The following is a 22,107-nucleotide window of genomic DNA, read 5'->3' on the forward strand; positions in this document are numbered from 1 at the left end:
GTGTGTAGAGGACTTTCACCTCCAAGTCACCAGCGTGGCCACCACAGCCAAGCTGGTTGCGCTTGCGCGCAACGCGCCATGCCTGGCGCACATAAAAAAGCCCGCTGGGGGGGCGGGCCTAAAGGGATCAAAAGGAGTGCTGACAGACTGCTCAAAACGTAGTGAAAATTTTGTGAAATTTGGTCTATAACTAATTCTCATTTATGGAATCGGATGACCGGTGTGGCAGATAAATGGGGGAAATCTCTGCAACACCACCTGCCCAGCGCCCTGTTGACGGTAATTTTGATGCTAAATGTGGGCCGTTTTACTCGCTTGAAACCCTGATAGCGAGATCATGAAACATTCTGCAACGAACCGCTCCGTACCCCAGATGGCGCGGGTCGAGGTTTACGCTCAATACGTAGCTCATGTAGGAGTGATTAGGGATGAAGGTGTTGAAGATGGCTTTGACAATTCCACGCACACGCCGCGAATGGGAGCAACGATGGTGCTTCGAAGGCAGCTTCATTACCTGTCGGGCGTGTGATGTGCCTCAGCACCAGACTCGTATGGATGATCCTTTTCTGCACTGTATCCACTGTACATCGCACCAAGAAGCCTCTGAATATCCATGGAGAGATTTGGAATGATCGAGCGAGCTGAGCAGCAAGCAATTGGCTCGGGCTAATCGATACCATTCATATCGGAATACTCGCCCAGATGCAGCTAGTGCTCGAGGAATTACCTACCGCCTCCGCTTTGTTTCCGATTACGCCAAACTGACTTTGGTAGTCAGTGTCTTCTGCTGACTTTCTGAGCAGGAGAAATGTGATCACAATTTTGGCTGGAGGGGGCGGATTCATGAGTTTGCAAGCGTTGACCCGTTTGGTGGGGTTACCACTTTTTTTAACGCTCGCTCCAACGGTGATCGTAGCTGTCTTATTTTATTTCTCTGCTTTTGGTGATTACAGAGAGATTGCGATGGGGGATCGGTTGTATTTGTTGCTGCGATGGCCGTTAGGAGCTGTGTATCTGTGGGCAATCGCCTGGGCTGCGTTTAACCTTTGGCGATTTCGACGCTTGAGGAACGGATCGCTGACGCGGGATTTCAAGACTGAAGGGGCAACAACTCGGCATTAAAGTGCTAATGACACGCACCGGAGGTTCTGATTTGTGGGCTCATCGTAAAGGCCGCAATGTGCGTTTTCTGCGGGATGACATCTCTCACAATTCTCTCACAGCCTAGATAGCAATTGCCCAGTCCTGGCGTGGCGCTACTGATCGGTTTCAATCTGATCTGACCGTCTGCATTGGGTCGATTCTGTTGAAAAAGTCGGTTTTCTCAAACTGCCAAAAAAACGACCGGTGAAAGTGCCATTTAGCGCGCTGCTACGTGAAATCTCAGTCCGGATACGTTTGCGAAAATTCTGGATGTCAATCTCAGGCGCTTACTTTTTTGCCGGGAAGGCTAAGGGCGACTTTTTCAACACAATCGGTCGAGTCCAGCCAGTCATGGATATCATGTGCACTGGTCACGTCCGATGCAAACGCCTGGTCAAGTCGAATGCAAATGGGTGGTCAAGTCCATGCAATTACTCAAATGAAACACAACGTCGTAATTGTTGGTGGAGGTGCCGGTGGACTAGAGCTTGCCACCAAACTGGGCAAGCGCTTTGGCAAATCGGGAAAAGCCAGCATCACTCTGGTGGATGCCAATCTTACCCACCTTTGGAAGCCTCTATTGCATGAAGTGGCTGCGGGCTCACTCAACGCTTCGGCTGAAGAGCTCAATTACCATGCGCAGGCCAAATGGAATTATTTCACGTTTGAGCTCGGCAGGATGGAGGGGCTCGACAGGGCCAAAAAGTCCATCTCTCTGCAAGCTGTGATCGACGATGCAGGCATGGAGCTTATGCCTGCGCGGCGGCTCGACTACGACACGCTGATTATCGCGGTGGGGAGTACTTCCAATGATTTTGGAATTCAAGGCGCCAGTGAGCATACGGTGTTCCTCGATACCCGCCAGCAAGCTGACCTATTTCATCGCAAGCTGCTGAACGCCTACCTGCACAGCCGCGCCTACCCTGATCAGAATCGCAGCATTTGCGTCGCGATTGTGGGTGCGGGCGCTACTGGCGTAGAGCTCGCCGCGGAATTACGCCACGCGGCCCAGGAGCTATCCAATTACGGCATGGGACAGATCGCACCGCAGAACCTGAAGATTACATTGATCGAGGCGGGTCCACGAATCCTGCCTGCGCTGCCTGAACGCATCAGCACCCCGGTGTTACACACCCTGAAGAAGCTCGGTGTCGAGGTCATGGTTGACTCGGCGGTCGCCAGTATTGACGAGACCAGTCTGACGACTCGCGACGGCCTGCGGATAGAATCCGGGCTCAAGGTCTGGGCCGCGGGCATCAGAGCACCCTCGTTCCTCAAGGATCTAGGGATGCTCCGATCAACTTGCCGCGCAGCGATGACATGCCGTAATTCGCCCGGCACTCAGCGCTATTCCCTGAAAACGGCCTAACGCAGTGTGCGGCAGAGCGTTTTCCGCCCGGTTCTCCGTGTTAAGCGCGCAACTCACCCAAACCCATCAGTCGTTTTCGAGCCATCCACAGGTTCGACAGGGCGAACAGCGTGGTCAGTTGGGCCGTGTTTTTCATCAGCCCACGAAAGCGTACTTTCACGTAACCAAACTGGCGCTTGATGACCCGAAACGGATGCTCGACCTTGGCGCGTGTCTGCGCTTTGCAGTACTCGATCTTGCGCTTGGCTTTGTACAACAGGCTGCGTTTGTTCAGCTTGGAATACGTGCTGCGCCGAGCCGCGATTTGCCAGATCACGTCACGATTTTCGTGCTCTTCACGCTTCTCGACACCGGTGTAACCTGCGTCCGCATAGACCGCGTTTTCGTCCCCGTGGAGCAGTTCAGCGACTTGGGTGACATCGGCCACATTGGCAGCGGTGCCATGGACGTGATGAACCAGTCCAGACTCAACGTCAGCGCCGATGTGGGCCTTCATACCGAAGAAATACTGGTTACCCTTCTTGGTCTGATGCATCTCGGGATCGCGCTCGCCGTCTTTGTTCTTGGTCGAGCTTGGGGCATGAATAATGGTTGCGTCGACGATCGTGCCCTGGCGCAACGATAGGCCTTTTTCCTGCAAATAACCGTTGATGACCGCGAGGATTGCAGGCGCCAATTGAGGCTTCTCCAGCAAGTGCCGGAAGTTCATGATCGTGGTGTCTTCAGGGATCGGCGCGCTCAGTGTCAGATGCGCGAACTGACGCATGGGCGTGATTTCGTAGAGCGCTTCTTCCATGGCCGGATCGCTGAGGGAAAACCAATTTTGCAGCAGGTGAATGCGCAACATGGTCTCCAGTGGGTAAGGTTTTCGACCGCCACCGGCCTTGGGGTAGAAAGGTTCGATCAGCCCCAACAGCCCTGTCCAGGGCACGATCTGATCCATCTCGGCAAGGAAGCGCTCGCGACGGGTTTGCTTGCGCTTGCCGGCGTACTCGAAGTCGGAAAAGCTCATCTGGCTCATGGGAGGCTCGGATCAGGTGGTCAGGCGATTTTCGCATACCCGGGACTTGTTCGGAGAATCCCTAATGATCAGGGCATCTCCTCGCACTTCCAGATTCAGATCCTCCTTCACCATTCCCGGCACATCAAGGCGAACGACGATCTGGTCGCCATCCTCGTAAAGATCACCGGCCAGCAATCCCCAGTTCGAGGCAAGTGCCGGTGACGAGGAAGGAACCTCCGACGAGCTCCTGCTCCGGTTGACGGGCGTGAAGCGCGTCAGCGCCTCGCTGGTACGATCACGAAGCTGACGCCAGCCCTCGCCCAGCGAATACCAAGTTTCCACCAGGCCATGCTTGAGTTCAGCTAGTTTGTCCATGGGGTCGACCTCCGCACACTCAAGGCCCTACTCGCCTTTCACGACAATCTTGCCAGGCTGGGCATGCGCATGTTTGGGAACGCGCAAGCTCAGCACGCCGTCCCGTAACTCAGCGTCGATCCGGGTCGTATCCAGCTCAAAGCTCAAGGTAAAGGCTCGCCTGAATCGTGACAGCTGGACCTCGGCGTAGACGGCCTCCAGGTGTTGGGACATCTGCGGCATGATCTCCCCTTCCAGCAAAAGCGTGTCACCTTCCACATTGACCACGAGACGTTCCTTGGGCACGCCCGGAAGGTCGGCAAACAATTGGATTCCGTTGTCATCTTCGAAGACATCGACACGCGGCAGCAGTGTTTGGGTTTCAGTCTCACTGCGCACGACTGTTTGCTTGTCGTTCATGGTGATTCCTCCTTCAAACCGATGCTGTTACTGAATGGCTATGCGCCTGGGCTGCGCCACCTCACGCCGAGGTAGCAAGATGCGCAGAACACCGTCGCAACAGTGAGCTTCTACCTTGTCGGTATCGACCTCATCGTTGAGGCTCACAGTACGCTTGAAGCGTCCGGAAAAACGCTCGTTGGCATACACGGAGCAATTGCCCTCATCTGCACTGCGCACCGGCCGGCGCTCGCCAGAAATCGATAGCAACCCTCGGTAAATCTGCAGATCGAGGTCGTTCGGATCGACGCCCGGAACGACGGCGAAGATCTGCATGCTGGACGGCGTGCTTCCTACGTTGACGGCAGGAAAAGCGTCACTGGCCAAGGCGCGAATACTGCCCGGGCGCCCGAGACCAGGACTTGTTGAAGTTCGCGCTGCAGCCTCTCGAACTCGGCAATGGGATCGCTCGACAGATTAAGAAGGGACTCGTACATGACAATCCTCCTTCCATCTGACTGACATGATCTCGAACAGGAGACACGGAACACCCGGCTCCGGCCCCTGACGACGGGAAATATGTAAGCGATTTCGACGTTTTTCAAGTCATGGCTTAAACGAATATGGAATTAGATACTCCTACCCTTTTGCACGTTGAATCTTTTCCCTGGTCCCACTGAATGAAGCCAAGAAAAGGCTCTAGTCCAGGCCTCCCGAGCTCGATCAGGTTCGAAGATGCAGTCAAACTGTATGACTTGCCTGACGACCCTCCGAGCGCCGTGGGGTCGAGTTTTTCACCCTGCTTGCCCGCGATGGCCTCGGCGGCCCCTTCAGTGGCACTGATCGCTTCGATTGCCAGCGGCCAGCCGTCGTTATCCAGCGCACCACGGAAATTCACTGCGGCCACAGGACGGAGCACGTCCTGCAGGAACTCTTCCTCGCGACTCCAAATTAGTTTCACCGTTAGCCCCACGGCCTTGGCCAATTTGATGGCCTGCAGGTACCGGCTGGCGGAATCGTACAGAAAATGCCGCCCGAAGAATCCACCCAGCAGCGGCGAATGCAATGTGATGCGGGAAAGCTCCAGACCAGTGCGTTTGACTATGTCCGCACGAAACATGTCCGGCGCCTGATTCGGCAGCCAGACCTCCAGCGAACCGCCCGGATTAAATTGGCCAGCGCAGAAGGCGGTTCCAACTGCCCGTGGTTCAGGTATTGGTTGCGGTAAGTGGCGTCGACCCCGGGTCTTGGCATTGACAAAAATCGCAGTCCCCCTTCATTTTCGTCAGGAAGGTATTCGCTGGTTTCTGCTTAACAACGTATCTTTTACGTGCGGGGTACCCTTTACCGTCCACCATGATCAGCACCAGCGCGGCTTTTTTGGACTCGGTAACGACCAATTGCTCTGAATATCAATTATCTCGATGAAGTTTTTTATTAAGGGCGACTGCTGACTTTTTCGCCAGACGAAATAGATATCGCTCGAGTCCAGGCCAGGCACATGATCGGCCTGAAATGTATCCGCTTGGCTAGCGTAAAGGTCGACATAACTTTCCGGAACACAGGCGAAGCCTAACCCTTCTGCTATACATGCAAAAATACTCGGATACGACTCGATTTCCAAAATCGCCCGAGGCTGGATGCCGTTGCTTTCAAGCCAGTTGTCAACCTGGTATCTGTAGTGACAGGTGCGACCAAATACATACAGTTCAAGTCCAGCCAAGCTTCCGGGGGTGGGCGAGGAGAAAGCCTTCGGTACCACTCTCAGTAAGCGCTCACGAAAGGCTAAGCGGCTTTCAAGCAACGGATGCTCGATTGGGCCATCAGTGAGGATCAGATCAAGCTCGCCATCGATCAATAGTCGCTCCAAGTGTAGCGAGTGCTCCGGACGGATGTGGAGATCTACCCCCGGCGCCTCCAGACGGTACCGTACGAGACGCTGGGGCAGATGATTAGCCAGCGCCACATCCAGCGCCCCGACTCGAAGCACACCATTAATGGAATCGGTCGAAAAAAGCGAGCGTGTTTCAGCCGCCAGATCGACGAGCAACTTTGCGTTGCGGTAGACCAGCCTACCTTCGGGTGTAACCAGCAACCGGTTTTTTTCTCGGTTGAACAGGACGACACCCAGCTGGTCTTCAAGCTCTCGTAGCCTTGCTGTGATGTTCGAAGGTACGCAATGCAGCTGTACGGCGGCGGCGGCTATTGTGCCGTGCTCTACGACGGCGCAAAAAAAACCGAGCTGTGAAAGCTTCAAGACATTTTCCTTTTGTGATGGCACTGCTCACTTTTTGTCACTTTTTGTGAATCCAGTGTAAGCTTAACATCGGCCTCGCAAAGGCATCCAATCACCTTAATCTTCTGGCCTCAAAGGCTCGCGATAGATAGGGCGTGGACGCACGGCTTTCGTCTCTGTTAGAGAAAGCCTTCTAAGAGATGTCGGCCTTGCGGGCCGACGCTGCAGCGGAGAAACTAATGCGCATTTTACATACCATGCTACGCGTAGTAGATCTGGATAAAACCATTCACTTCTACACCAAAGTGCTCGGCATGAGCCTTTTGAGACGGAAAGACTATCCGGAGGGCAAATTCACCCTTGCTTTCCTCGGGTATGGCCCGGAGACAGAATCTGCCGTCTTGGAACTGACGCGAAATTGGGGACAGGATAGCTATGAACTTGGCGATGCTTACGGGCATGTCGCTATCGAGGTTGAGGATGCAGAAGCGGTGTGCAATCGCGCAGCAATTCTGGGTTATCGCGTTCCTCGGCCAGCAGGTGTCATGAAACATGGACGCACGATAATCGCTTTCATTGAAGATCCCAACGGGTACAAAGTCGAGCTGATTCAAAAAGGCACACAATTCGACTAACCGGGTTTTGGCATGCCGGTTCGGTTCTAAATCGCTCCTTTTGGATCAAGATTTCACAACGCATCGAAGACGAGGGTGCAGCGTAACCGTCCGGCGAAGTCACCTACCCGACTTCAGCGCTAAGGGCGATGTTCTCCACTTATAAAGTACGTGGACACCATCGCCCTTATCTCCGGATTTCCATGCGCCAAAGAACCTCTTATCCCAAACCGTTTAAAGTCGAAGTCGTCCAGGAATGCCTGACACCAGGAGTATCGATGGCCAGCGCTACTTAGCGCCACGGGATCAACGCCAACCTGGTTCGAAAATGGATTCCTGTTTATAGCGATGGTCAGCCGCCGGCGCCGCCCGCTTTTGTTCCGATGAAACTTGAGTCGTTAAATCAGCCGGTTCAGCAAGGGCCTGTCAGCATCAAGATCCCTTTCGGTCAGCAAAAACTCACGGTGAAATGGCCATCTTGAGGGTTGGCCGGGATTCGCGCCAAACTCGCCAAAATGCAATTAAGCTTATGATTTAAAAGCTAAAACTGAATTTTGTAGTCAATCGGTTTGATCTTCCGATCGAGGTCCAGGGTGTAGTCGCCAAAACGATTGATGTAGTGGTCAACTAATCCCGGACACGACGTTAAGTTTTTCTTCGGCGCGAGCTGGCGCCAGCCCGCCGTTGAATTGATGGGGTCGAACCCAGTTGTACCGATGCATCAAGAAGTGGCTGATATCGGGCTGGGCTTCTTGAGCCGTTCTGTAGCCCGTGGTCGGTATCCATTCCGTTTTCAAGCTGCGGAACACGCGCTCCATTGGCGCGTTGTCCCAGCAATTCCCCCGGCGACTCATGCTCTGGCGCATGCGATAACGCCACAATCGCTGACGAAATAAACGACTTGCATACTGGGCGAATTCAACCGGTCGTCGCAACACTGCATTGTTGGACAGATTTTAGATACTCATTCAGTGCTTCGGCAGGTGTTTTCCAGCCGAGTGTTTTTCGGGGTCTCGTGTTCAGAGCGTGGGCTACTGCTTGGATCTCTTGGGCACTCCAACGAGACAGGTCGGTACCTTTCGGAAAGTATTGCCGTAGAAGACCGTTTGTATTTTCATTCGTGCCGCGCTGCCATGGACTATGGGGGTCAGCAAAGAAAACCTTCACTCCGGATTCGATGGTAAATCGAGCGTGATCAGATAGCTCCTTCCCACGATCCCAAGTCAAAGATCGCCACAGTTCGACGGGAAGATCAGTCACCGTCTTCTTCAATGCGTTGGCCATGCTAACAGCCCCATAGCCGGCAAGCGCCGGCCCGTTCTTCGTTCGGGGAATTAGCCCATAACCTTCCTCGCGAGGTAGATGGACGAGCATGGTGAATCGAGTTGAGCGCTCGACCAGCGTCCCAATCGCAGAACGGTTCAGACCGATGATCAGGTCGCCCTCCCAATGCCCCGGTACACCCCGGTCTTCCACCTCAGCAGGGCGACTGGAGATCATGACATCCTCGCTGACGTGTGCCCACGCCTTGGCCTGCGCCCGGGCTCTCGGCACGCGCAATGCTCTCCCAGTGCGCAGGCAGCTCACCAGTTCGCGCTTAAGAGCCCCTCGCCCCTGAATGTAGAGCGCCTGATATATGGCTTCGTGAGAGATGCGCATGGACTCATCATCCGGAAAATCGATCTGGAGCCGGTTGGTAATCTGTTCGGGCGACCAGCCATTTACCCATTTACGGTCACTGCGATGTGGTTTATTTCGGCCTTTGAAGGGAGCTTGTCGAGGCCCAACAATCTCACGGCCATCAGCGTCCTGAACCTTACCCTCCAGACGGTCTTGGACGTAGTGATGCAGTAGCGGGTTAGTCACCAGTTTCGCTGGCTTCGGCCTCTTGGCAACCAGTTCTGCCTTCCATTGCGCGACTGAAGCTCGATACTCAAGCCGACCGCAACGAGTTGCAGCATTACGTGTAAGCTCCCGTGAAATTGTCGATGGGCTTCGCCCAAGACGACGGGCAATCTCACGTACGCCAACACCTTTCGCCCGAAGCAACCCAATCTCTTCTCGCTCTGCGAACGATAAGTACCTTCCGGATATTTGATTAGACATGAACAATGGCATCCCGCCCCGATGACGGAACCAGCGTGTGCCCACCGCTGATGATACGCCAGTAGCCTCCGCTGCCTTTTCGCTTGTGATCCCGGTCGCGATCTGTTTCCAGAACAACCGCTCAATTTCATTGCGAAGTGATGGCGCACCTGGCGAACGCATCGCTCCTCGCCCCGTCAACTTCTGCATCCAGCCTGCGGGTCGTCCCATAAACACCTCGATCAACGGTGTTGCGACGACCGGTTGAATTCGCCCAATGCGCAAGGGTCTACATGCAACATCTGGAGCGGCAGAAAGGGGCGCTGGCGGACTGGGTAAGATCTCTGCTAACACGGAGGCATTCCAACGTAGTTGCCTGCGCGCTGGCCAACAAGCTAGCCCGTATAGCCTGGGCAATTTCTGCACACCACACCGAATACGAAGCAGGGCCAGACGCGCTGAACGCATGACCCTGCGGTTGTTGCTTTACCACGATTTACCTTTCAGGTTTTGCGATAGCTGAATAATGGATGACGTAAACGGCCTACCGGCCTGACGAAGAACCTGTTTTAAAAATTGGCTCAGCGAGAAGCCGTTAGCCTTTTCAGGATCGTCAGGCGCGACTCTCATCATGGCGCGGGTGAATCATCCAATAGACGCCGGATAGATTTAAGCAAGCCAACTACTTCGCCCATGAATCAGCATTGCAAAAAAGGGGGTGACCATAGATTTTTAATATGGATTTTTCCCGTTCAATGCGGGCAATCCGGGCTTCCAGCTCCTGAATTTTCTGCTGTTCCGGGGTCAATGCTTTGCTCTGCGGCGTAACACCTTGGCGTTCCTGCTGACCTGATCAACCCAGCGGCGCAGGGCTGACTCGTCGACGCCGAGTGAACGGCTGGCTTCGATGTAGCTGTAGTTTTGCTTGAGCACGAGGTCGGCAGCCTCGCGTTTGAATTCAGCAGAAAAGGAACGGCGTTGTTTGGTCATCTGACACCTCGATCTGGCGAGCATTCTCGCCTAAATGGGTGTCCGGTTTCATTAGACCACTACATGCGGGATAAAGATGCGAACCATCGCGAGAGACGCCTTCGTGCATCGCACGCATGAATGCCGCCTCGGACCAGCGGCCGATTCCGCTATCCGGGTCGGGTGTGATGTTGGTCGAATAGATGACACCGAAGGGGGTAGGCATTCCATAGCCGCCGGCATAGGGCTGTCCGCCCTTCACCGTGTGGCAGGTCGCGCAGTAGCCTGCGCCGGCCAAGGCTTCACCCTTGGCAACCAGCTCGGCGGGGAAGCCCGCAACCGAGCCCGGAGCGATGGGGGCGATGGTCGGCCGCCAGACCAGGGCGAAAAACAACGCCGCACCCAGGACGACCAGAATTGCCAAGCCGATGTAGATCCGCTTAATCAAGACCGACCTCCTTAGCCCGGAGAGCTGATCTGGCTGAGTATAGCCGTGCTCGGCTCCTGTCCATTCAGGCTGACGTGTGGCAGCTAAATCTGAGGTTGGCGCAGCGCGGTTAAATCATGAAACGAGCGCCGAATAGAGGCATATGCCGACTAGAAAAGCCGGAAAAGAGCTTGAGCCTGTCTCCGAAAACTCCTCCTGAATGACCATCAACACCATGCTGCCGGCCACAAAGGAGAGCAGAAATGTCACGATCGGTGGTGATATCACCGTCATCAGCCCAATGGCCCAGCCAAGAGGAATCGCTGCTGAGAGGACCCAGCGACCGGTACTGAGAAAAGAGCTCTTGTGCAGCTCCAACAAGCGGTGGTCGACGACGAGAAAGTGCATGGCGATCGAGTGGGTGAAGAGCTGTGTACAGAAGTAGCCAGACTATCCATTTACGTCGACCACTAAGCGGCCACGAAGCTTGCCATCGATGATCTTCTGCGCCGCCCCCACAACTTGGTCCAAGGGAATGGTTGCGGCGAGAGACGAAAGAGTCTCTCGGCTGAGATCGCGGTCCAGGCGTTTCCAGGCCGCGTCACGGAACTCGTGGGAGGCCATGACGCTATCAATTCCCGCAAGGGTGACGCCTCGTAGAATGAAGGGGGCGACACTGGCGGGAAACTCCATTCCTTGAACGAGTCCGCACGCGGTGACTATCCCCCGGTAGCGGGTCTGGGCGCAGGCGTTGGCCAGGGTATGCGAGCCGACCGCATCGATCACGGCTGTCCAGCGCTCCTTCTGGAGTGGCTTGCCGGGAGCAGCCAGTTCCTCGCGCTCGATAATGTCCGTGGCGCCCAACTGCTCGAGGTAGTAGCGCTCCTGAGGTTTCCCAGTGGCTGCAACCACACGGTAGCCTTGGGCCGCCAACAGCGCTATGGCGATCGAGCCGACACCGCCTGTTGCACCGGTAACCAATACTTCACCGTCCTCGGGTTGTACGCCATGCTTCTGCACGGCATCGACCGATAGCGCGGCTGTATATCCTGCCGTACCGATAGCCATGGCTGCCCAAGTGCTTAAACTGTCGGGGAGACGAATCAGCCAGTCGGCTGGTACTCGTGCACGCTGGGCCAGACAGCCCCAGTGGCGCTCGCCGGCGCCCCAGCCATTGAGTACGACGCGCTGACCGGATAGAAAGCGCGGGTCGTCGCTTTCCAGCACCAGGCCGGCGCCATCGATTCCGGGCACCATGGGCCATTGACGTACCACAGGCGAGTGATCTGTCAGGGCTAGCGCATCCTTGTAGTTGAGGGTCGAGTACTCAACGCTGATGAGCACTTCACTACCGGCCGGTAAGTCCTCATCCTCCAGCTCAGTCACACGAGCAGAGAACCCCTGCTGGTCCTTGTTAAGCAATACTGCCTTGAAACTCATGAGCAATCCCCACGGATAATGATTTGATGCCTCACCACGCCGGCTTATGCTGACATGACGAAGTCAGGTAGAACGAACTGACCGAGTTCCTCAATGACCTCACCTGCGGGGCGTTGGCCGTATTTCAAATTGATGATCACATGGTTAACGCCGATCTCCTGCAAGCTGTGCAGCAGCGGGATCAGGTGATGTCGCCCCAGTTGATAGCCCAGGTGGATCGGCCGAGGTGGTGTCTGCGGGTTATCTGTCAGGTCGATGTATAGCGACTGGGTGAAGGGTTTGAACAGTTCACCACATTCGGCACGAACCGCCTTGCGCCAGTCCTCGACAATCAGCTGCTGAGTCTTCGGTGCACGCGGATAGCTGATCCAGCCATGACTGCAGCGGGCGATCCACTCCAGCGTCTGGCGGCTATGGCCGGTGACGAAGAAAGGAATTTCCGCCGTCGTCGGCTTGGGAATCAGATCGGCCCCCTCAAGCGTGCCGCCGGACCAGGTCAAAGGCACGAAACTGCTGCGCTGAACCTCGCGAAATACCTTGAGGTATTCGCGGAACAGGCTGTCGCGTTGCTCCGGGTCGACACCGAATGCCGGAAACTCTACTGGACGGTCACCGGAAGCCACGCCGAGTAACAGGCGGCCACCGCTGAGCTGATCGACACTAGTTGCGGCCTTGGCGGTGTGTAGGGGATTGCGGATTGGCAGGATGACCGACGCGGTGCCCAGCGCAATCGAGCGAGTGTGTGCCGCCATAAAACCCAGGTAGACCCAGGGATCGAAGACCTGGCCCGAATCACCGAAGCTGGGGTCGCGTAACGGCACGTCGCGAAACCAGAGGGCAGAGAAACCCAGCTTCTCGGCGCGTTGGGCCAGGTTCACTTGATCGAGCATACTCGGCGTATCGCCGGTAAAGGCTTCGAGGGGGAAGAAAAGACCTAGGCTCAGGCGGCCTTGGCGGTAGGTGTGCTGAAAGCCAGGTTGTTGCTGATAGGGAATGGAATTCGGAGTTAACATCTTCTCTCCTACATATTTCAAAATATAGATTTTGAAGGGCTGAAAAAACGCCTGCGAGCAGGCATCAAATCAGCGCTTTCAAGGCCACCTGGAACGCCGCGATGTTCTGCTCATGGCGTTTGTAATAAGTCCAGGGACCGATGCGTTGTGAGGTCACCAGTTGCGCCCGCTGCAAGGCAGCGAGATACAGCGAGACGGTCGACTGCGACAGGCCTACCCGATCCTGGATGATGCTCACGCAGACACCGACCTGCTCAGGATCCACCTCCTGCTCGGGGAAATGATGACGCGGATCCTTCAGCCAACTGAGGATGTTCAGGCGTGTTGGGTTGTCTAGCGCCTTCAGCGCTTCGCTTACGTCGATATTCATAGGTCACGCACGATAACTATTTTTTGCGATATTACGATATGCCCGCTCAACCGACAATGCGCCGGCCCCCGAACCGTATCGCTCGGGGGCCGGCACCTCGAGCGGACTATCCGCCATAGGCCGGATAGTCGGTGTAGCCGACAGCGGTTCCGCCGTACATGCTGGCCGGATCGACCGGGTTCAGCGGCCAGCCATTGGCAATCCGCTTGGGCAGGTCCGGGTTGGCGATGAACGGACGGCCGAAGGCGACCAGATCGCCCCAGCCCGCCTCGAGCACACGCTTGCCTCGCTCGGCGGTGTATTTGCCGGCATAGAGGATGCGCCCGCTGAAGACCTCGCGCACCGCGCTGCGGAAGCTTTCCGGCAGCTCCGGTGCGTTTTCCCAATCCGCCTCGGCCAGCGACAGGTAAGCGATGCCGACTTCTTCCAGCACCTTGACCGCTTCGACATAGGTCTCGTGTGGGTTTTCTTCGACCAGGCCGAGATATACGCGGGCCTCGTCGGTGCTGGCGAACAACGGGGCGAAACGCACGCCGAGCCGGTCTTTACCGACCACCGCGGCCACCGCCTGGGTCACCTCACGGAGGAAGCGCAGGCGATTTTGCAACGAGCTGCCGTACTCGTCGTCGCGCTGATTGCTGTGCGCGGAAATGAACTGGTTGATCAGATAACCGTTGGCGGAGTGGATTTCCACGCCGTCGAAACCGGCGTCGAGGGCGTTGCGAGCGGCCTGTGCATAGAGCTGTACCAGCTCCTTGACCTCGGCGGTGGTCAGTGCACGTGGCATCGAAGGCGGCGCCAGGGCGCCGGTGCCGGGACCTGTCTCGATGAATACGCTGACGCCCTCGGCCGGGATCGCCGATGGCGCCACCGGGGCTTCGCCATTGGGTTGCAACGAGGTGTGCGAGACCCGGCCGACATGCCAGAGCTGAGCGAAGATGGTGCCGCCCTCGGCGTGTACCGCATCGGTCACTTTGCGCCAGCCGAGGATCTGTTCGGCACTGTGGATGCCCGGGGTCCAGGCGTAGCCCTGGCCGCGCGGCTCGATCTGGGTGCCCTCGGTGACCATGAAGCCGGCACCGGTACGCTGGCGGTAGTAGGTCGCCATCAGGTCATTGGGAATGTTGCCTGGCTGCGAGCTACGGGAACGGGTCAGCGGCGGCAGGACGATGCGGTTTTTCAGGCTGTAGGGGCCCAGCGTGGTGCTTTCGAAAAGAATGGAATCTTTCATGTGTAACTACCTATATATTTGCGTTTGTAGATAAATAGATGCTAGTGCCTGGACAGGCACCTCTCGAGCGCTCCGTTTAGAACAGGCCGGTGGACGTCCAAGCTCAGTCGCGTCCCTGCCGCCGCAAAGCGGCAGGGACGCGACTGGAGCGCCTTGTTGGGTTTGCTTAGCCGGGTAGCTTGGCCGCCAGGACGTCAACCTTCTCGATTGACGGCGGTTTGGCAAACAGCTCAGCAGCCTTTGCCATAAGCGCCGCTGCGACCTTGCCCGAAAGATGAGCCTGCCGACCTGCTTCATCCGGGAAGGCGTCAAAGATGCCAAAGGTGGACGGCCCCAAGCGGATTCCGAACCACGCCGTAGTGGCCGGCTCTTCCTCCACTATTGGAAGGCCATCCAAGAGAAAGTTCTCTACCTCTTTCTCTTTCCCAGGCTTTGCTTCCAGACGAACGAACAACGCTACTTTGACCATGACGTACCTCCTGTTGTTGCGACGACATCACCATGCGTGACGTATTCCAGTAAGCCCAACGCGATATTCGCCGATTTGCCGCCCAGCTCCAGCGTGGCGGGGATGAAGGGGCAGCGTCGAGTCATTTCCGCAGTCGCGGGAAAGACGACTCTGCCCTCTCCTGGTCTTTCACGAACTGCCTCTACCGAGATACCGTGACGACGATCTTGCCGAACTGCTGGTTCGATTCCATGTAACGGTGCGCTTCGACGATCTGCTCGAAGGGGAAGGTCTTGGCAATGATCGGCTTCAGCTGTCCGGCCTCGAGGCCGCGCGTGATAAAGGCTTGCGCAGGCGCCAAGCGTTGCGGATCACCGGTCAGTTCGAACAGCGTGTAGCCGCGCACGCTCAGGGCCTTTTTCATCGCTACCAAGGCCGGGAACGGCGTCTCCTGACCGCTGAGATTGCCATAGATGAAAAGCAGGCCCTGCTGACTCATCGCTTGCGCCAGTGTTTCGACTTGCGGCCCCGCGACCGGGTCGAAGGCGATGCGCGCGCCGCGGCCGTCGGTGATCCGCATTACCTCCGCGACCAGGTCCTGCTCCTCGGTGGCGATCACATGCGCCGCCCCCGCCTCGCGTAGCGCCGCCTCCTTCGCGCGCGTCCGGGTCGTCGCGATCGGAATGGCGCCGACGCTGTTGGCGATCTGGATCGCGGCCAAGCCGACGCTGCTCGAAGCCGCCGTGATGATCACCGCATCACCGCGCTTGAGTTGGGCAATCTCGATCAGTGCGCCATAGGCGGTCAGATACTGCATCCAGATCGCCGCCCCCTTCACCGCGCCGACGCCCGCCGGCCGCTTCAGAACCCCCGTGGCCGGCACGATCGCCTGCTCGGCATAGACGCCAAACTTGTTCATGGAAAAAGCCGGAATCACGCTGACCGCTTCGCCAACCTCGAAGCCGTGAACGCCGCTGCCCAGCGCCTCGACGATGCCGGAAGCTTCGTAGCCGAGCCGGGCCGGCAGATGCGTCGGCTCCAGGTACACACCCGAGCGGAACATGGCTTCCGCGCGATTCAGGCCGATCGCCTCGACGCGGATGCGCAGCTCGCCGGAGCCCGGAGCGCCAACTTCGAGCTCTTCGATCTGCAAGACTTCGGGGCCGCCGATCTGATGAAAACGGACAACACGGGTCATTTTGGGTCTCCTTCTATTGAGGGATGGGAGCAGCGAGCCAGCCCTTGGCTGGCGCAGGTTAGCCGCCCCGCGCGTTACAACGTCGCTTCGGCCTGTGTGTCCGGTGCGTGGCTACTTCACGGACATGCAAATGCTATTCGCCATATATAGATTTGTAAATATGTAATTTTAATAATTTTATGCCCGTCCCTGCTCCCCCTATCTACGCTGCCTATGAACTCTCCCTGTCGAAAAAAATGCTGCCATCCGCTAAGTGCGCCACGGCGTGGTTCGCTCTTCGCCGGTCATCTGGGTCGCCTATGTAATCACGCCGTTATTTGCGCTCGCCAATGCCGGCGTAAGCCTTGATGGCGTCAATCTGGCCAATGAAGGCTCTTTGACGGTCATGCTCGGTGTGTCGTTGGCACTGCTCCTGGGCGCAAGAGCGCCAGCTATTCAGCCCAGCAGGTTTGCCTCACTCGGACGGCCGGGTACCTGGCAAACCTTCGGCTACTTTCATGCACGAAGGCAAACGCATGACAAACACCCACACTGACCACCACAGCCCGTGGTCTGTCTTTCTCATCTTTCTGCGCCTTGGACTGAGCTCCTTCGGCGGCCCCATCGTGCACTTAGGCTATTTCCTAAATGTTCTCGCCCGACTCACCGCCACTGCACCGCCGCTCTCCGTAGAAACCAGCCTACAACTTAAGGTGGCACCCGTTGCCAACACGGCCCGATATTACCAACTCCGTACAACAGATGAGGAGAGCCGCCTGCCGGACTTGGAAATCAGGAATGACATCCTTTGACAGCCTCATCAACGCTGGGACAGGTTTATTCTTGCCTGCTGGATGTCGACAGTTCGCATGCTGAAGATTCCAGACTGAATGGGATTAGACCAGTCAATGGTAAGCTTTTCACAGGCTCACCCCCCCCTATCAACAGTGACTTCCGGATGAATGGTATTCTCTCGGCCGGCTATGTCACTGTTACGACGATACGCCAGGACGGTTCGCGGCAAGTGTTTAACTATGCAGACAGCCGGCTTTCTGGAAACCACCAGCGAAATTCCGGAGCCGCATGGGTTCAAAAGTAGCCGTTGCTCTGCCATCTAGTGAACGGACCGTCGAATTCACGGAGCATGCTCACAACAACCTTGAAGTGGATAGCCGTGACCACAACATGCGAGCTGCTTATATTCACATTATTGGGAACACGGCCGTGTCGGTGAGGACCATCATCGGCTGGCTGTTGGCATAGGCGCTTGGCTGGCTGTGGATGGCCCAGCGGTTCGAACATCTGCGCCACGTCGCCATAATCCGGATCGTAGAAAAGAATGTCACGCATCCAGAGCGCACCAAAGTCCAGCGCTTCGACGCGTTGCGCCATCTCGAAATGACCGCGCATGGTCGGGGCCGCTCGGCCGGGATGGGTTTCCAGCGGCAAAATCGGACCGATAGTGAGTGCTTCTGGTTGAAACAGGCGTTGAAAAACGGGATGACGCTCCTGGGAAGGATGAGGAGTCGGCTACATCTGTGGTAAAAAGGGCGTCGACAAAGCGATCGGTAAACCACAACTCCACGTGCAGCTCAGGCCACTGCTTCAGATAGGCATCAAGGATCGGCAGGACATGGCGCTGACCAAAGGACAGCGGGACCGTGAGTTTAAAGGTACCGGTCGGCCGCCCACGGCCCGGACCATGGTCACCTCGACCTCATCAAGATCCTCGATAATCTGCCGCCAGCGCTCATACGCAATCTGCCCCTCGTTTGTCAGGCTCAGTTTGCGCGTCGTGCGATTGAGCAACCGTGCGCCCATCCGGTCCTCCAAGCGAACAATGCGGGTCCATGCCCAGTGTAATCGCCGCGGCGGTAAAGCTTCCCGCCTTCACGGTAAAAACAAACGGGTTGATATCACCGATATTGGTTGGCTTGCGTGGAAGTTTGGCTCCAGGCCAGACATTCGAAGTATTCAATAGTGCTAAAGCTTAGTCGCTCGCGCCCGTGCTTTTGCGCAAGGGCACAAACGGCACAGGTTAACTATCAGAAGTCTTGCGCCGTCGGACGCAGAACAATCTCGTTGATATCGACATCGGCAGGTTGCTCGATCGCGTAAGCGATGGCCCGTGCAACCGAATCAGCCGGGATGGCCTTCTTGTAAAACTCGCCAACGACCTCGGCGCTCGGCTGGTGCCCGCTGCCGAACTTGAGCTCGGAATCCACCGCGCCCGGCTCGATGGTCGTCGTGCGAATATTCCCGCCGACTTCATGACGCAGGCCATCGGAAATAGCGCGCACCGCAAATTTGGTACCGCTGTACACCGATCCACCGGGGCTGAACACCTTGATGCCGGCAACCGAAGAGATGTTGATGAAGTGACCGCTGGCCTGTTGTTCGAAAAGCGGCAACGCGGCCGCGATGCCATACAACACGCCCTTGATGTTGATGTCGATCATGCGATCCCACTCTTCGACGCGCAGCTGCGAAATCGGAGAGATCGCCATCAGCCCTGCATTGTTGATCATCACATCGATGCGACCGAATGCCTCGACAGCCTTGGCGACCAGCGCAGACAAGTCCTCTTTGTTTGTGACATCGATCGGATGGGCAATCGCCTTGCCGCCTGCTGCGGCGATCTCCCGGACAATCGCGTCCAGACGATCCTGGCGACGGGCGCCAAGCACTACATGGGCGCCGAGCGCTGCCAGATGACGCGCCGTTGCTTCGCCCAGACCGCTACTCGCACCGGTGATAACGACCACTTTACCCTGGATGTTTTTACTCATGTTCAGCGCTCCTGTTGAGACCTGTTTGGGTTGATGAGTGCAGTCTGCGCTGGTTTTATTCGTCAGAAAATGGAAGAGTTCGGATTTGAGAATTCCATTTTCTGGAACGGGAGTTGACGCCAATGCTCAATCGCATGGAGCTGATTCGGATCTTTTCGGTGGCGGCGCAATCGACCACGTTTCGCGATGCAGCCACCCGCCTCGGCACCTCTCCGCAGACCGTGACACGCGCCATCAAAGAACTGGAGCGCACGCTTGGGGAGCTGTTGTTCCACCGCAGCACGCGGCAGGTTCACGTCACCGCTTTTGGTGCCAAACTCGCCTTGCAAGCCCGGGAAACCCTGGAACGGGTGGATCAGTTGTTTATCGCCAACAGTAAACAGGAGGCAAAAGGCGTCGTCGGCATCACGGCCCCCCACGCCATTGGCAAGCTGTATCTGATTGAGTTTCTGAAACCGCTGATGCGGGAGAATCCCGGCCTGAGCATCGACCTGAGCCTGGATGACCAGCTCACCGACGCGGTGGCCAACAAGATTGACATCGGTATTCGTGTCGGAGCTGTGCGGGATCGGCGCTATATCGCCAGAACGGTGGCCCATGTCGCCCTGAAAATCGTTGCAGCGCCGTCACTCCTCAACACCGTGCAACGTCCTGGCAACATCGAGGATCTGAAACGCTTGCCCTTGTCGATGCTGATCGATCGCAACAACGGTCGCCCCTGGCCGTGGGTGCTTGCCGAGGGGCAAGCGTTCCTGCCTGCCTCCCCGGCATTTACCTGCGACGATCCAGAAACCGAGCGAGAGATTGTTCTGGCGGGAATCGCCTTTGGGCAAATGCCCGGTTATCTGGCAGAACCCTATCTGTCTGAAGGGCGACTGGTCGAGGTCATGCAACACGATGCCCCGCCGCCTTCCGAATTGATCATGTATCGCCCGCAATCAGGGCCCGTGGCACCGAGAGTGAGGCTGGTGTACGACCACCTGGTCAACTGCTTCTCAGATCCGCGTGTTTTTGCGCAGAGCGCGCGCTGAAAGAGTTGGGTGGAAAAACACCCGTGAGCCTCATCTTCCTTTTTCGTCGTACTGGGACAGGATCGTTTCCAGCAGGCCCGGAAAACGGTGACTCAAGTCTTCCCTACGCAACGAGTTCATGTGGGTCGTGCCGATGGTCTGGGTTTGAACCAGTCCGGCATCTCGCAGCACCCGGAAATGGTGGGACATGGTGGACTTCGCACGGCCACCGTCCAGCTCGCCACAGCTGGCCTCTCCCAGCTCGGCGAGACGCCGGACAATCTCCAGGCGCACAGGGTCGCTCAAGGCGTAAAACAGACGCTCAAGAACGAATTCGCTGAGAGGAAGGTGTTTGAAGGGGCGCATGAGCGAATCATACACGGGTTTGCTCTATGCCAATAGTTCGAATATTATCGAACAACGGAAATATAAACTTCGGAGAAAAACCTGATGTCTGCGCTGTTCCAACCTTTCACGCTCAAGGATATTTCCCTTCGCAACCGGATCGCGATTCCCCCCATGTGCATGTACTCGGCTGATGATGGCCTGATCAACGACTGGCACACTGTGCACTATGCCACCCTCGCGCGGGGCGGGGCGGGACTGGTGGTCGTCGAGGCGACCGCCGTGTCCCCCGAAGGACGGATCACGCCTGGCTGCGCTGGTATCTGGAATGATGAGCTCGCCCGCGCCTTCGTGCCGGTGGTGCAATCGATCAAGGCTGCCGGCGCAGTGCCAGGTATCCAGATTGCCCACGCGGGGCGCAAGGCCAGTGCGAACCGCCCTTGGGAAGGTGACGATCATATCAGCGAGGATGATGCGCGTGGCTGGCAGACCATCGCCCCGTCGGCTGTTGCCTTTGGCGCTCATCTCGCCAAGCTGCCCAAAGCCATGACGCTGGAGGATATCGCCCGGGTGCGCGAGGATTTTGTCTCAGCCGCTCGCCGTGCACGTGAGGCCGGCTTCGAGTGGCTGGAGCTGCATTTCGCCCATGGCTATCTGGCCCAGTCATTCCTCTCTGAACACTCCAACCTTCGTGACGACGCCTACGGCGGAAACTTCGATAACCGTAGCCGCTTTCTGCTGGAAACACTGGCGGCGGTTCGCGAAGTATGGCCAGAGCACTTGCCGCTCACCGCTCGCCTGGGTGTCATCGAATACGACGGCCGGGACGAGCAGACCTTGTCAGAGGCTATCGAACTGACACGTCGTTTCAAGGACGGTGGATTGGACTTGCTCAGCGTCAGTATCGGGTTCACCATCCCTGAATCCAACATTCCTTGGGCCCCCGGATTCATGGGCGAAGTTACCCAGCGGGTACGGCGCGAGACGGGGATTGCGGTGGCCTCGGCATGGGGCTTCGGCACGCCGAGCGTCGCCGAAGAAGCGGTGAGAAGTGGTCAACTGGACCTGGCGATGATTGGCCGGGCGCACCTGGGCAATCCTAACTGGTCCTATTCAGCCGCCCAGGCGCTGGGTGTAGAGCGTGCTGCCTGGACCTTGCCCGCTCCCTATGCCCATTGGCTTGAACGCTACAGGTGATCCCGCCGGAGCGAGAGCGCTCGCGTGGCCTTAGGGCTATCAACTTGGTCGAATGCCCAAGTTGGCAAGATTGTTGTCGCGCTCTCACCCGGATTCAGGTTTTTGGCCGCATGGCCGGCATGGACATCTTCGATACACCCGTGCCAGCCAATGCTCCCTCTTCATATCGCACACAGACAGGAGGTTTGATGACCACCCCTCTGACACTGATTGCCACCTTGGTCGCCAAGGCCGGCTTCGAAGTCGAGCTCGAGCAGACGCTGCAGGGCCTGCAAGGCCCAAGCCGAAGCGAAGCGGACTGCATCCAGTACGATTTCCACCGTGATGCCGAGCAGGCTCGCACTTTCCACATGATCGAGCAGTGGCGGGACGAAGCGGCGCTGACTGCTCACGAAGCGACACCGCATTTTCAGACAGCGCTCCCTTTCATCGAACGTGCTGCTGAAAAGCTCACCATCACGAAAATGTATCGCATCTCCTGAGGAGCT

Annotated in this window: 25 protein-coding genes and 7 pseudogenes; 10 read left to right on the forward strand and 22 right to left on the reverse strand. The window is 57.1% G+C overall.

Annotation, left to right across the window (positions count from 1 at the left end):
* The 3 genes and pseudogenes from ACZRN6_RS05035 to ACZRN6_RS05045 all read left to right on the forward strand — a co-directional run.
* Positions 1-190, forward strand: a 190-nt coding sequence (locus tag ACZRN6_RS05035) for a hypothetical protein (protein WP_464007341.1), incomplete at its 5' end; no start/stop codon positions are given.
* Positions 191-843: 653 nt separating this feature from the next.
* Positions 844-1,122, forward strand: coding sequence for a hypothetical protein (locus ACZRN6_RS05040; protein ID WP_464007342.1), 279 nt, complete (start codon positions 844-846; stop codon positions 1,120-1,122).
* Between the two features lie 460 nt (positions 1,123-1,582).
* Positions 1,583-2,443 (forward strand): annotated as a pseudogene (locus tag ACZRN6_RS05045) (NAD(P)/FAD-dependent oxidoreductase); the annotation flags it as partial.
* Between the two features lie 109 nt (positions 2,444-2,552).
* Here the strand turns inward: ACZRN6_RS05045 and ACZRN6_RS05050 are convergent.
* The 7 genes and pseudogenes from ACZRN6_RS05050 to ACZRN6_RS05080 all read right to left on the reverse strand — a co-directional run bounded on the left by ACZRN6_RS05050 (position 2,553) and on the right by ACZRN6_RS05080 (position 6,525).
* A complete protein-coding gene (locus ACZRN6_RS05050; protein WP_464007343.1) occupies positions 2,553-3,533 on the reverse strand; it encodes an IS5 family transposase in 981 nt (326 codons plus the stop codon).
* Positions 3,534-3,545: 12 nt separating this feature from the next.
* The gene (locus ACZRN6_RS05055; RefSeq protein ID WP_464007344.1) at positions 3,546-3,890 is read right to left on the reverse strand and encodes an Hsp20/alpha crystallin family protein; all 345 of its coding nucleotides are present in this window, start codon (positions 3,888-3,890) and stop codon (positions 3,546-3,548) included.
* A gap of 27 nt (positions 3,891-3,917) precedes the next feature.
* A complete protein-coding gene (locus ACZRN6_RS05060; protein WP_200657277.1) occupies positions 3,918-4,289 on the reverse strand; it encodes an Hsp20/alpha crystallin family protein in 372 nt (123 codons plus the stop codon).
* Between the two features lie 27 nt (positions 4,290-4,316).
* Positions 4,317-4,604 (reverse strand): Hsp20/alpha crystallin family protein, encoded by a 288-nt coding sequence (locus ACZRN6_RS05065; protein WP_234451294.1) that lies wholly within the window; start codon positions 4,602-4,604, stop codon positions 4,317-4,319.
* 17 nt (positions 4,605-4,621) lie between these two features.
* The gene (locus ACZRN6_RS05070) at positions 4,622-4,765 is read right to left on the reverse strand and encodes a hypothetical protein (protein WP_464007345.1); all 144 of its coding nucleotides are present in this window, start codon (positions 4,763-4,765) and stop codon (positions 4,622-4,624) included.
* Between the two features lie 245 nt (positions 4,766-5,010).
* Positions 5,011-5,555, reverse strand: a pseudogene (locus ACZRN6_RS05075) (molybdopterin cofactor-binding domain-containing protein); the annotation flags it as partial.
* Between the two features lie 73 nt (positions 5,556-5,628).
* Positions 5,629-6,525 (reverse strand): LysR family transcriptional regulator, encoded by an 897-nt coding sequence (locus ACZRN6_RS05080; RefSeq protein ID WP_179055911.1) that lies wholly within the window; start codon positions 6,523-6,525, stop codon positions 5,629-5,631.
* 218 nt (positions 6,526-6,743) lie between these two features.
* Between ACZRN6_RS05080 and gloA the strand changes: the two genes are divergently transcribed.
* Positions 6,744-7,139 (forward strand): lactoylglutathione lyase, encoded by a 396-nt coding sequence (gene gloA / locus ACZRN6_RS05085; protein WP_084321250.1) that lies wholly within the window; start codon positions 6,744-6,746, stop codon positions 7,137-7,139.
* Positions 7,140-7,741: 602 nt separating this feature from the next.
* Here gloA and ACZRN6_RS05090 read toward each other — a convergent pair.
* Together ACZRN6_RS05090 and ACZRN6_RS05095 are read right to left on the reverse strand one after the other, a co-directional pair.
* Positions 7,742-8,032: pseudogene (locus ACZRN6_RS05090) on the reverse strand (integrase core domain-containing protein); the annotation flags it as partial.
* Positions 8,033-8,036: 4 nt separating this feature from the next.
* Positions 8,037-9,413: an IS30 family transposase gene (locus ACZRN6_RS05095; RefSeq protein WP_464007525.1), complete on the reverse strand. Its 1,377-nt coding sequence runs from the start codon at positions 9,411-9,413 to the stop codon at positions 8,037-8,039.
* A gap of 65 nt (positions 9,414-9,478) precedes the next feature.
* Here ACZRN6_RS05095 and ACZRN6_RS05100 point away from each other — a divergent pair.
* A pseudogene (locus ACZRN6_RS05100) lies at positions 9,479-9,673 on the forward strand (IS110 family transposase); the annotation flags it as partial.
* A 260-nt stretch (positions 9,674-9,933) separates the two neighbouring features.
* Here the strand turns inward: ACZRN6_RS05100 and ACZRN6_RS05105 are convergent.
* From ACZRN6_RS05105 to ACZRN6_RS05145, 9 genes and pseudogenes are all read right to left on the reverse strand, one after another.
* Positions 9,934-10,193: pseudogene (locus ACZRN6_RS05105) on the reverse strand (transposase); the annotation flags it as partial.
* Positions 10,162-10,620 (reverse strand): hypothetical protein, encoded by a 459-nt coding sequence (locus ACZRN6_RS05110; protein WP_464007346.1) that lies wholly within the window; start codon positions 10,618-10,620, stop codon positions 10,162-10,164. The pseudogene ACZRN6_RS05105 and the gene ACZRN6_RS05110, both read right to left, overlap by 32 nt.
* Before the next feature lie 114 nt (positions 10,621-10,734).
* On the reverse strand, positions 10,735-11,007 hold the full coding sequence (locus ACZRN6_RS05115; protein WP_138763869.1) for a hypothetical protein: 273 nt from the start codon (positions 11,005-11,007) through the stop codon (positions 10,735-10,737).
* Between the two features lie 42 nt (positions 11,008-11,049).
* A complete protein-coding gene (gene acuI, locus ACZRN6_RS05120) occupies positions 11,050-12,039 on the reverse strand; it encodes an acrylyl-CoA reductase (NADPH) (RefSeq protein WP_464007347.1) in 990 nt (329 codons plus the stop codon).
* Between the two features lie 44 nt (positions 12,040-12,083).
* Entirely contained in the window at positions 12,084-13,052 is a 969-nt protein-coding gene (locus ACZRN6_RS05125; RefSeq protein ID WP_044275553.1) for an LLM class oxidoreductase, read from the reverse strand.
* Between the two features lie 64 nt (positions 13,053-13,116).
* A complete protein-coding gene (locus ACZRN6_RS05130) occupies positions 13,117-13,422 on the reverse strand; it encodes an ArsR/SmtB family transcription factor (RefSeq protein ID WP_464007348.1) in 306 nt (101 codons plus the stop codon).
* Between the two features lie 106 nt (positions 13,423-13,528).
* Positions 13,529-14,653, reverse strand: a complete 1,125-nt coding sequence (locus ACZRN6_RS05135) for an alkene reductase (RefSeq protein ID WP_464007349.1) — start codon at positions 14,651-14,653, stop codon at positions 13,529-13,531.
* A 166-nt stretch (positions 14,654-14,819) separates the two neighbouring features.
* On the reverse strand, positions 14,820-15,122 hold the full coding sequence (locus ACZRN6_RS05140) for a putative quinol monooxygenase (protein ID WP_032902063.1): 303 nt from the start codon (positions 15,120-15,122) through the stop codon (positions 14,820-14,822).
* 181 nt (positions 15,123-15,303) lie between these two features.
* On the reverse strand, positions 15,304-16,299 hold the full coding sequence (locus tag ACZRN6_RS05145) for a zinc-dependent alcohol dehydrogenase family protein (RefSeq protein WP_464007350.1): 996 nt from the start codon (positions 16,297-16,299) through the stop codon (positions 15,304-15,306).
* A gap of 289 nt (positions 16,300-16,588) precedes the next feature.
* Between ACZRN6_RS05145 and ACZRN6_RS05150 the strand changes: the two are divergent.
* Together ACZRN6_RS05150 and ACZRN6_RS05155 are read left to right on the forward strand one after the other, a co-directional pair.
* Positions 16,589-16,717 (forward strand): annotated as a pseudogene (locus ACZRN6_RS05150) (Na+/H+ antiporter NhaA); the annotation flags it as partial.
* 97 nt (positions 16,718-16,814) lie between these two features.
* Entirely contained in the window at positions 16,815-17,090 is a 276-nt protein-coding gene (locus ACZRN6_RS05155; RefSeq protein WP_464007534.1) for a hypothetical protein, read from the forward strand.
* Between the two features lie 277 nt (positions 17,091-17,367).
* Here ACZRN6_RS05155 and ACZRN6_RS05160 read toward each other — a convergent pair whose 3' ends face one another.
* The 3 genes and pseudogenes from ACZRN6_RS05160 to ACZRN6_RS05170 form a co-directional block, all read right to left on the reverse strand.
* A complete protein-coding gene (locus ACZRN6_RS05160) occupies positions 17,368-17,688 on the reverse strand; it encodes a hypothetical protein (RefSeq protein ID WP_017737775.1) in 321 nt (106 codons plus the stop codon).
* A 76-nt stretch (positions 17,689-17,764) separates the two neighbouring features.
* A pseudogene (locus ACZRN6_RS05165) lies at positions 17,765-18,256 on the reverse strand (LysR family transcriptional regulator); the annotation flags it as partial.
* A 67-nt stretch (positions 18,257-18,323) separates the two neighbouring features.
* Positions 18,324-19,067, reverse strand: coding sequence for an SDR family oxidoreductase (locus tag ACZRN6_RS05170; protein WP_017737776.1), 744 nt, complete (start codon positions 19,065-19,067; stop codon positions 18,324-18,326).
* Between the two features lie 122 nt (positions 19,068-19,189).
* On the opposite strand from ACZRN6_RS05170, the gene ACZRN6_RS05175 reads away from it, so the two are divergent.
* Positions 19,190-20,098, forward strand: a complete 909-nt coding sequence (locus ACZRN6_RS05175) for a LysR family transcriptional regulator (protein WP_103406109.1) — start codon at positions 19,190-19,192, stop codon at positions 20,096-20,098.
* A 30-nt stretch (positions 20,099-20,128) separates the two neighbouring features.
* Here ACZRN6_RS05175 and ACZRN6_RS05180 read toward each other — a convergent pair whose 3' ends face one another.
* A complete protein-coding gene (locus ACZRN6_RS05180; RefSeq protein WP_017737778.1) occupies positions 20,129-20,443 on the reverse strand; it encodes an ArsR/SmtB family transcription factor in 315 nt (104 codons plus the stop codon).
* Positions 20,444-20,527: 84 nt separating this feature from the next.
* Here ACZRN6_RS05180 and ACZRN6_RS05185 point away from each other — a divergent pair, with 84 nt between their 5' ends.
* Complete coding sequence (locus ACZRN6_RS05185) at positions 20,528-21,619, forward strand: NADH:flavin oxidoreductase/NADH oxidase (protein WP_464007351.1); 1,092 nt, start codon at positions 20,528-20,530, stop codon at positions 21,617-21,619.
* A 188-nt stretch (positions 21,620-21,807) separates the two neighbouring features.
* Entirely contained in the window at positions 21,808-22,101 is a 294-nt protein-coding gene (locus tag ACZRN6_RS05190) for a putative quinol monooxygenase (protein WP_103406111.1), read from the forward strand.
* Positions 22,102-22,107: the final 6 nt, after the last annotated feature.

The sequence above is a fragment of the Pseudomonas sp. A125 genome, from assembly GCF_055409485.1.

What these genes read in the sequence shown, in the direction of transcription:
- ACZRN6_RS05040 (WP_464007342.1), top strand. Translation starts at nt 844, where the DNA reads ATGAGTTTGCAAGCGTTGACCCGTTTGGTGGGGTTACCACTTTTTTTA.
- ACZRN6_RS05050 (WP_464007343.1), bottom strand. Translation starts at nt 3,533, where the DNA reads ATGAGCCAGATGAGCTTTTCCGACTTCGAGTACGCCGGCAAGCGCAAG.
- ACZRN6_RS05055 (WP_464007344.1), bottom strand. Translation starts at nt 3,890, where the DNA reads ATGGACAAACTAGCTGAACTCAAGCATGGCCTGGTGGAAACTTGGTAT.
- ACZRN6_RS05060 (WP_200657277.1), bottom strand. Translation starts at nt 4,289, where the DNA reads ATGAACGACAAGCAAACAGTCGTGCGCAGTGAGACTGAAACCCAAACA.
- ACZRN6_RS05065 (WP_234451294.1), bottom strand. Translation starts at nt 4,604, where the DNA reads ATGCAGATCTTCGCCGTCGTTCCGGGCGTCGATCCGAACGACCTCGAT.
- ACZRN6_RS05070 (WP_464007345.1), bottom strand. Translation starts at nt 4,765, where the DNA reads ATGTACGAGTCCCTTCTTAATCTGTCGAGCGATCCCATTGCCGAGTTC.
- gloA (WP_084321250.1), top strand. Translation starts at nt 6,744, where the DNA reads ATGCGCATTTTACATACCATGCTACGCGTAGTAGATCTGGATAAAACC.
- ACZRN6_RS05095 (WP_464007525.1), bottom strand. Translation starts at nt 9,413, where the DNA reads ATGCAGAAGTTGACGGGGCGAGGAGCGATGCGTTCGCCAGGTGCGCCA.
- ACZRN6_RS05115 (WP_138763869.1), bottom strand. Translation starts at nt 11,007, where the DNA reads ATGCACTTTCTCGTCGTCGACCACCGCTTGTTGGAGCTGCACAAGAGC.
- acuI (WP_464007347.1), bottom strand. Translation starts at nt 12,039, where the DNA reads ATGAGTTTCAAGGCAGTATTGCTTAACAAGGACCAGCAGGGGTTCTCT.
- ACZRN6_RS05125 (WP_044275553.1), bottom strand. Translation starts at nt 13,052, where the DNA reads ATGTTAACTCCGAATTCCATTCCCTATCAGCAACAACCTGGCTTTCAG.
- ACZRN6_RS05130 (WP_464007348.1), bottom strand. Translation starts at nt 13,422, where the DNA reads ATGAATATCGACGTAAGCGAAGCGCTGAAGGCGCTAGACAACCCAACA.
- ACZRN6_RS05135 (WP_464007349.1), bottom strand. Translation starts at nt 14,653, where the DNA reads ATGAAAGATTCCATTCTTTTCGAAAGCACCACGCTGGGCCCCTACAGC.
- ACZRN6_RS05140 (WP_032902063.1), bottom strand. Translation starts at nt 15,122, where the DNA reads ATGGTCAAAGTAGCGTTGTTCGTTCGTCTGGAAGCAAAGCCTGGGAAA.
- ACZRN6_RS05145 (WP_464007350.1), bottom strand. Translation starts at nt 16,299, where the DNA reads ATGACCCGTGTTGTCCGTTTTCATCAGATCGGCGGCCCCGAAGTCTTG.
- ACZRN6_RS05155 (WP_464007534.1), top strand. Translation starts at nt 16,815, where the DNA reads ATGACAAACACCCACACTGACCACCACAGCCCGTGGTCTGTCTTTCTC.
- ACZRN6_RS05160 (WP_017737775.1), bottom strand. Translation starts at nt 17,688, where the DNA reads ATGCGCGGTCATTTCGAGATGGCGCAACGCGTCGAAGCGCTGGACTTT.
- ACZRN6_RS05170 (WP_017737776.1), bottom strand. Translation starts at nt 19,067, where the DNA reads ATGAGTAAAAACATCCAGGGTAAAGTGGTCGTTATCACCGGTGCGAGT.
- ACZRN6_RS05175 (WP_103406109.1), top strand. Translation starts at nt 19,190, where the DNA reads ATGCTCAATCGCATGGAGCTGATTCGGATCTTTTCGGTGGCGGCGCAA.
- ACZRN6_RS05180 (WP_017737778.1), bottom strand. Translation starts at nt 20,443, where the DNA reads ATGCGCCCCTTCAAACACCTTCCTCTCAGCGAATTCGTTCTTGAGCGT.
- ACZRN6_RS05185 (WP_464007351.1), top strand. Translation starts at nt 20,528, where the DNA reads ATGTCTGCGCTGTTCCAACCTTTCACGCTCAAGGATATTTCCCTTCGC.
- ACZRN6_RS05190 (WP_103406111.1), top strand. Translation starts at nt 21,808, where the DNA reads ATGACCACCCCTCTGACACTGATTGCCACCTTGGTCGCCAAGGCCGGC.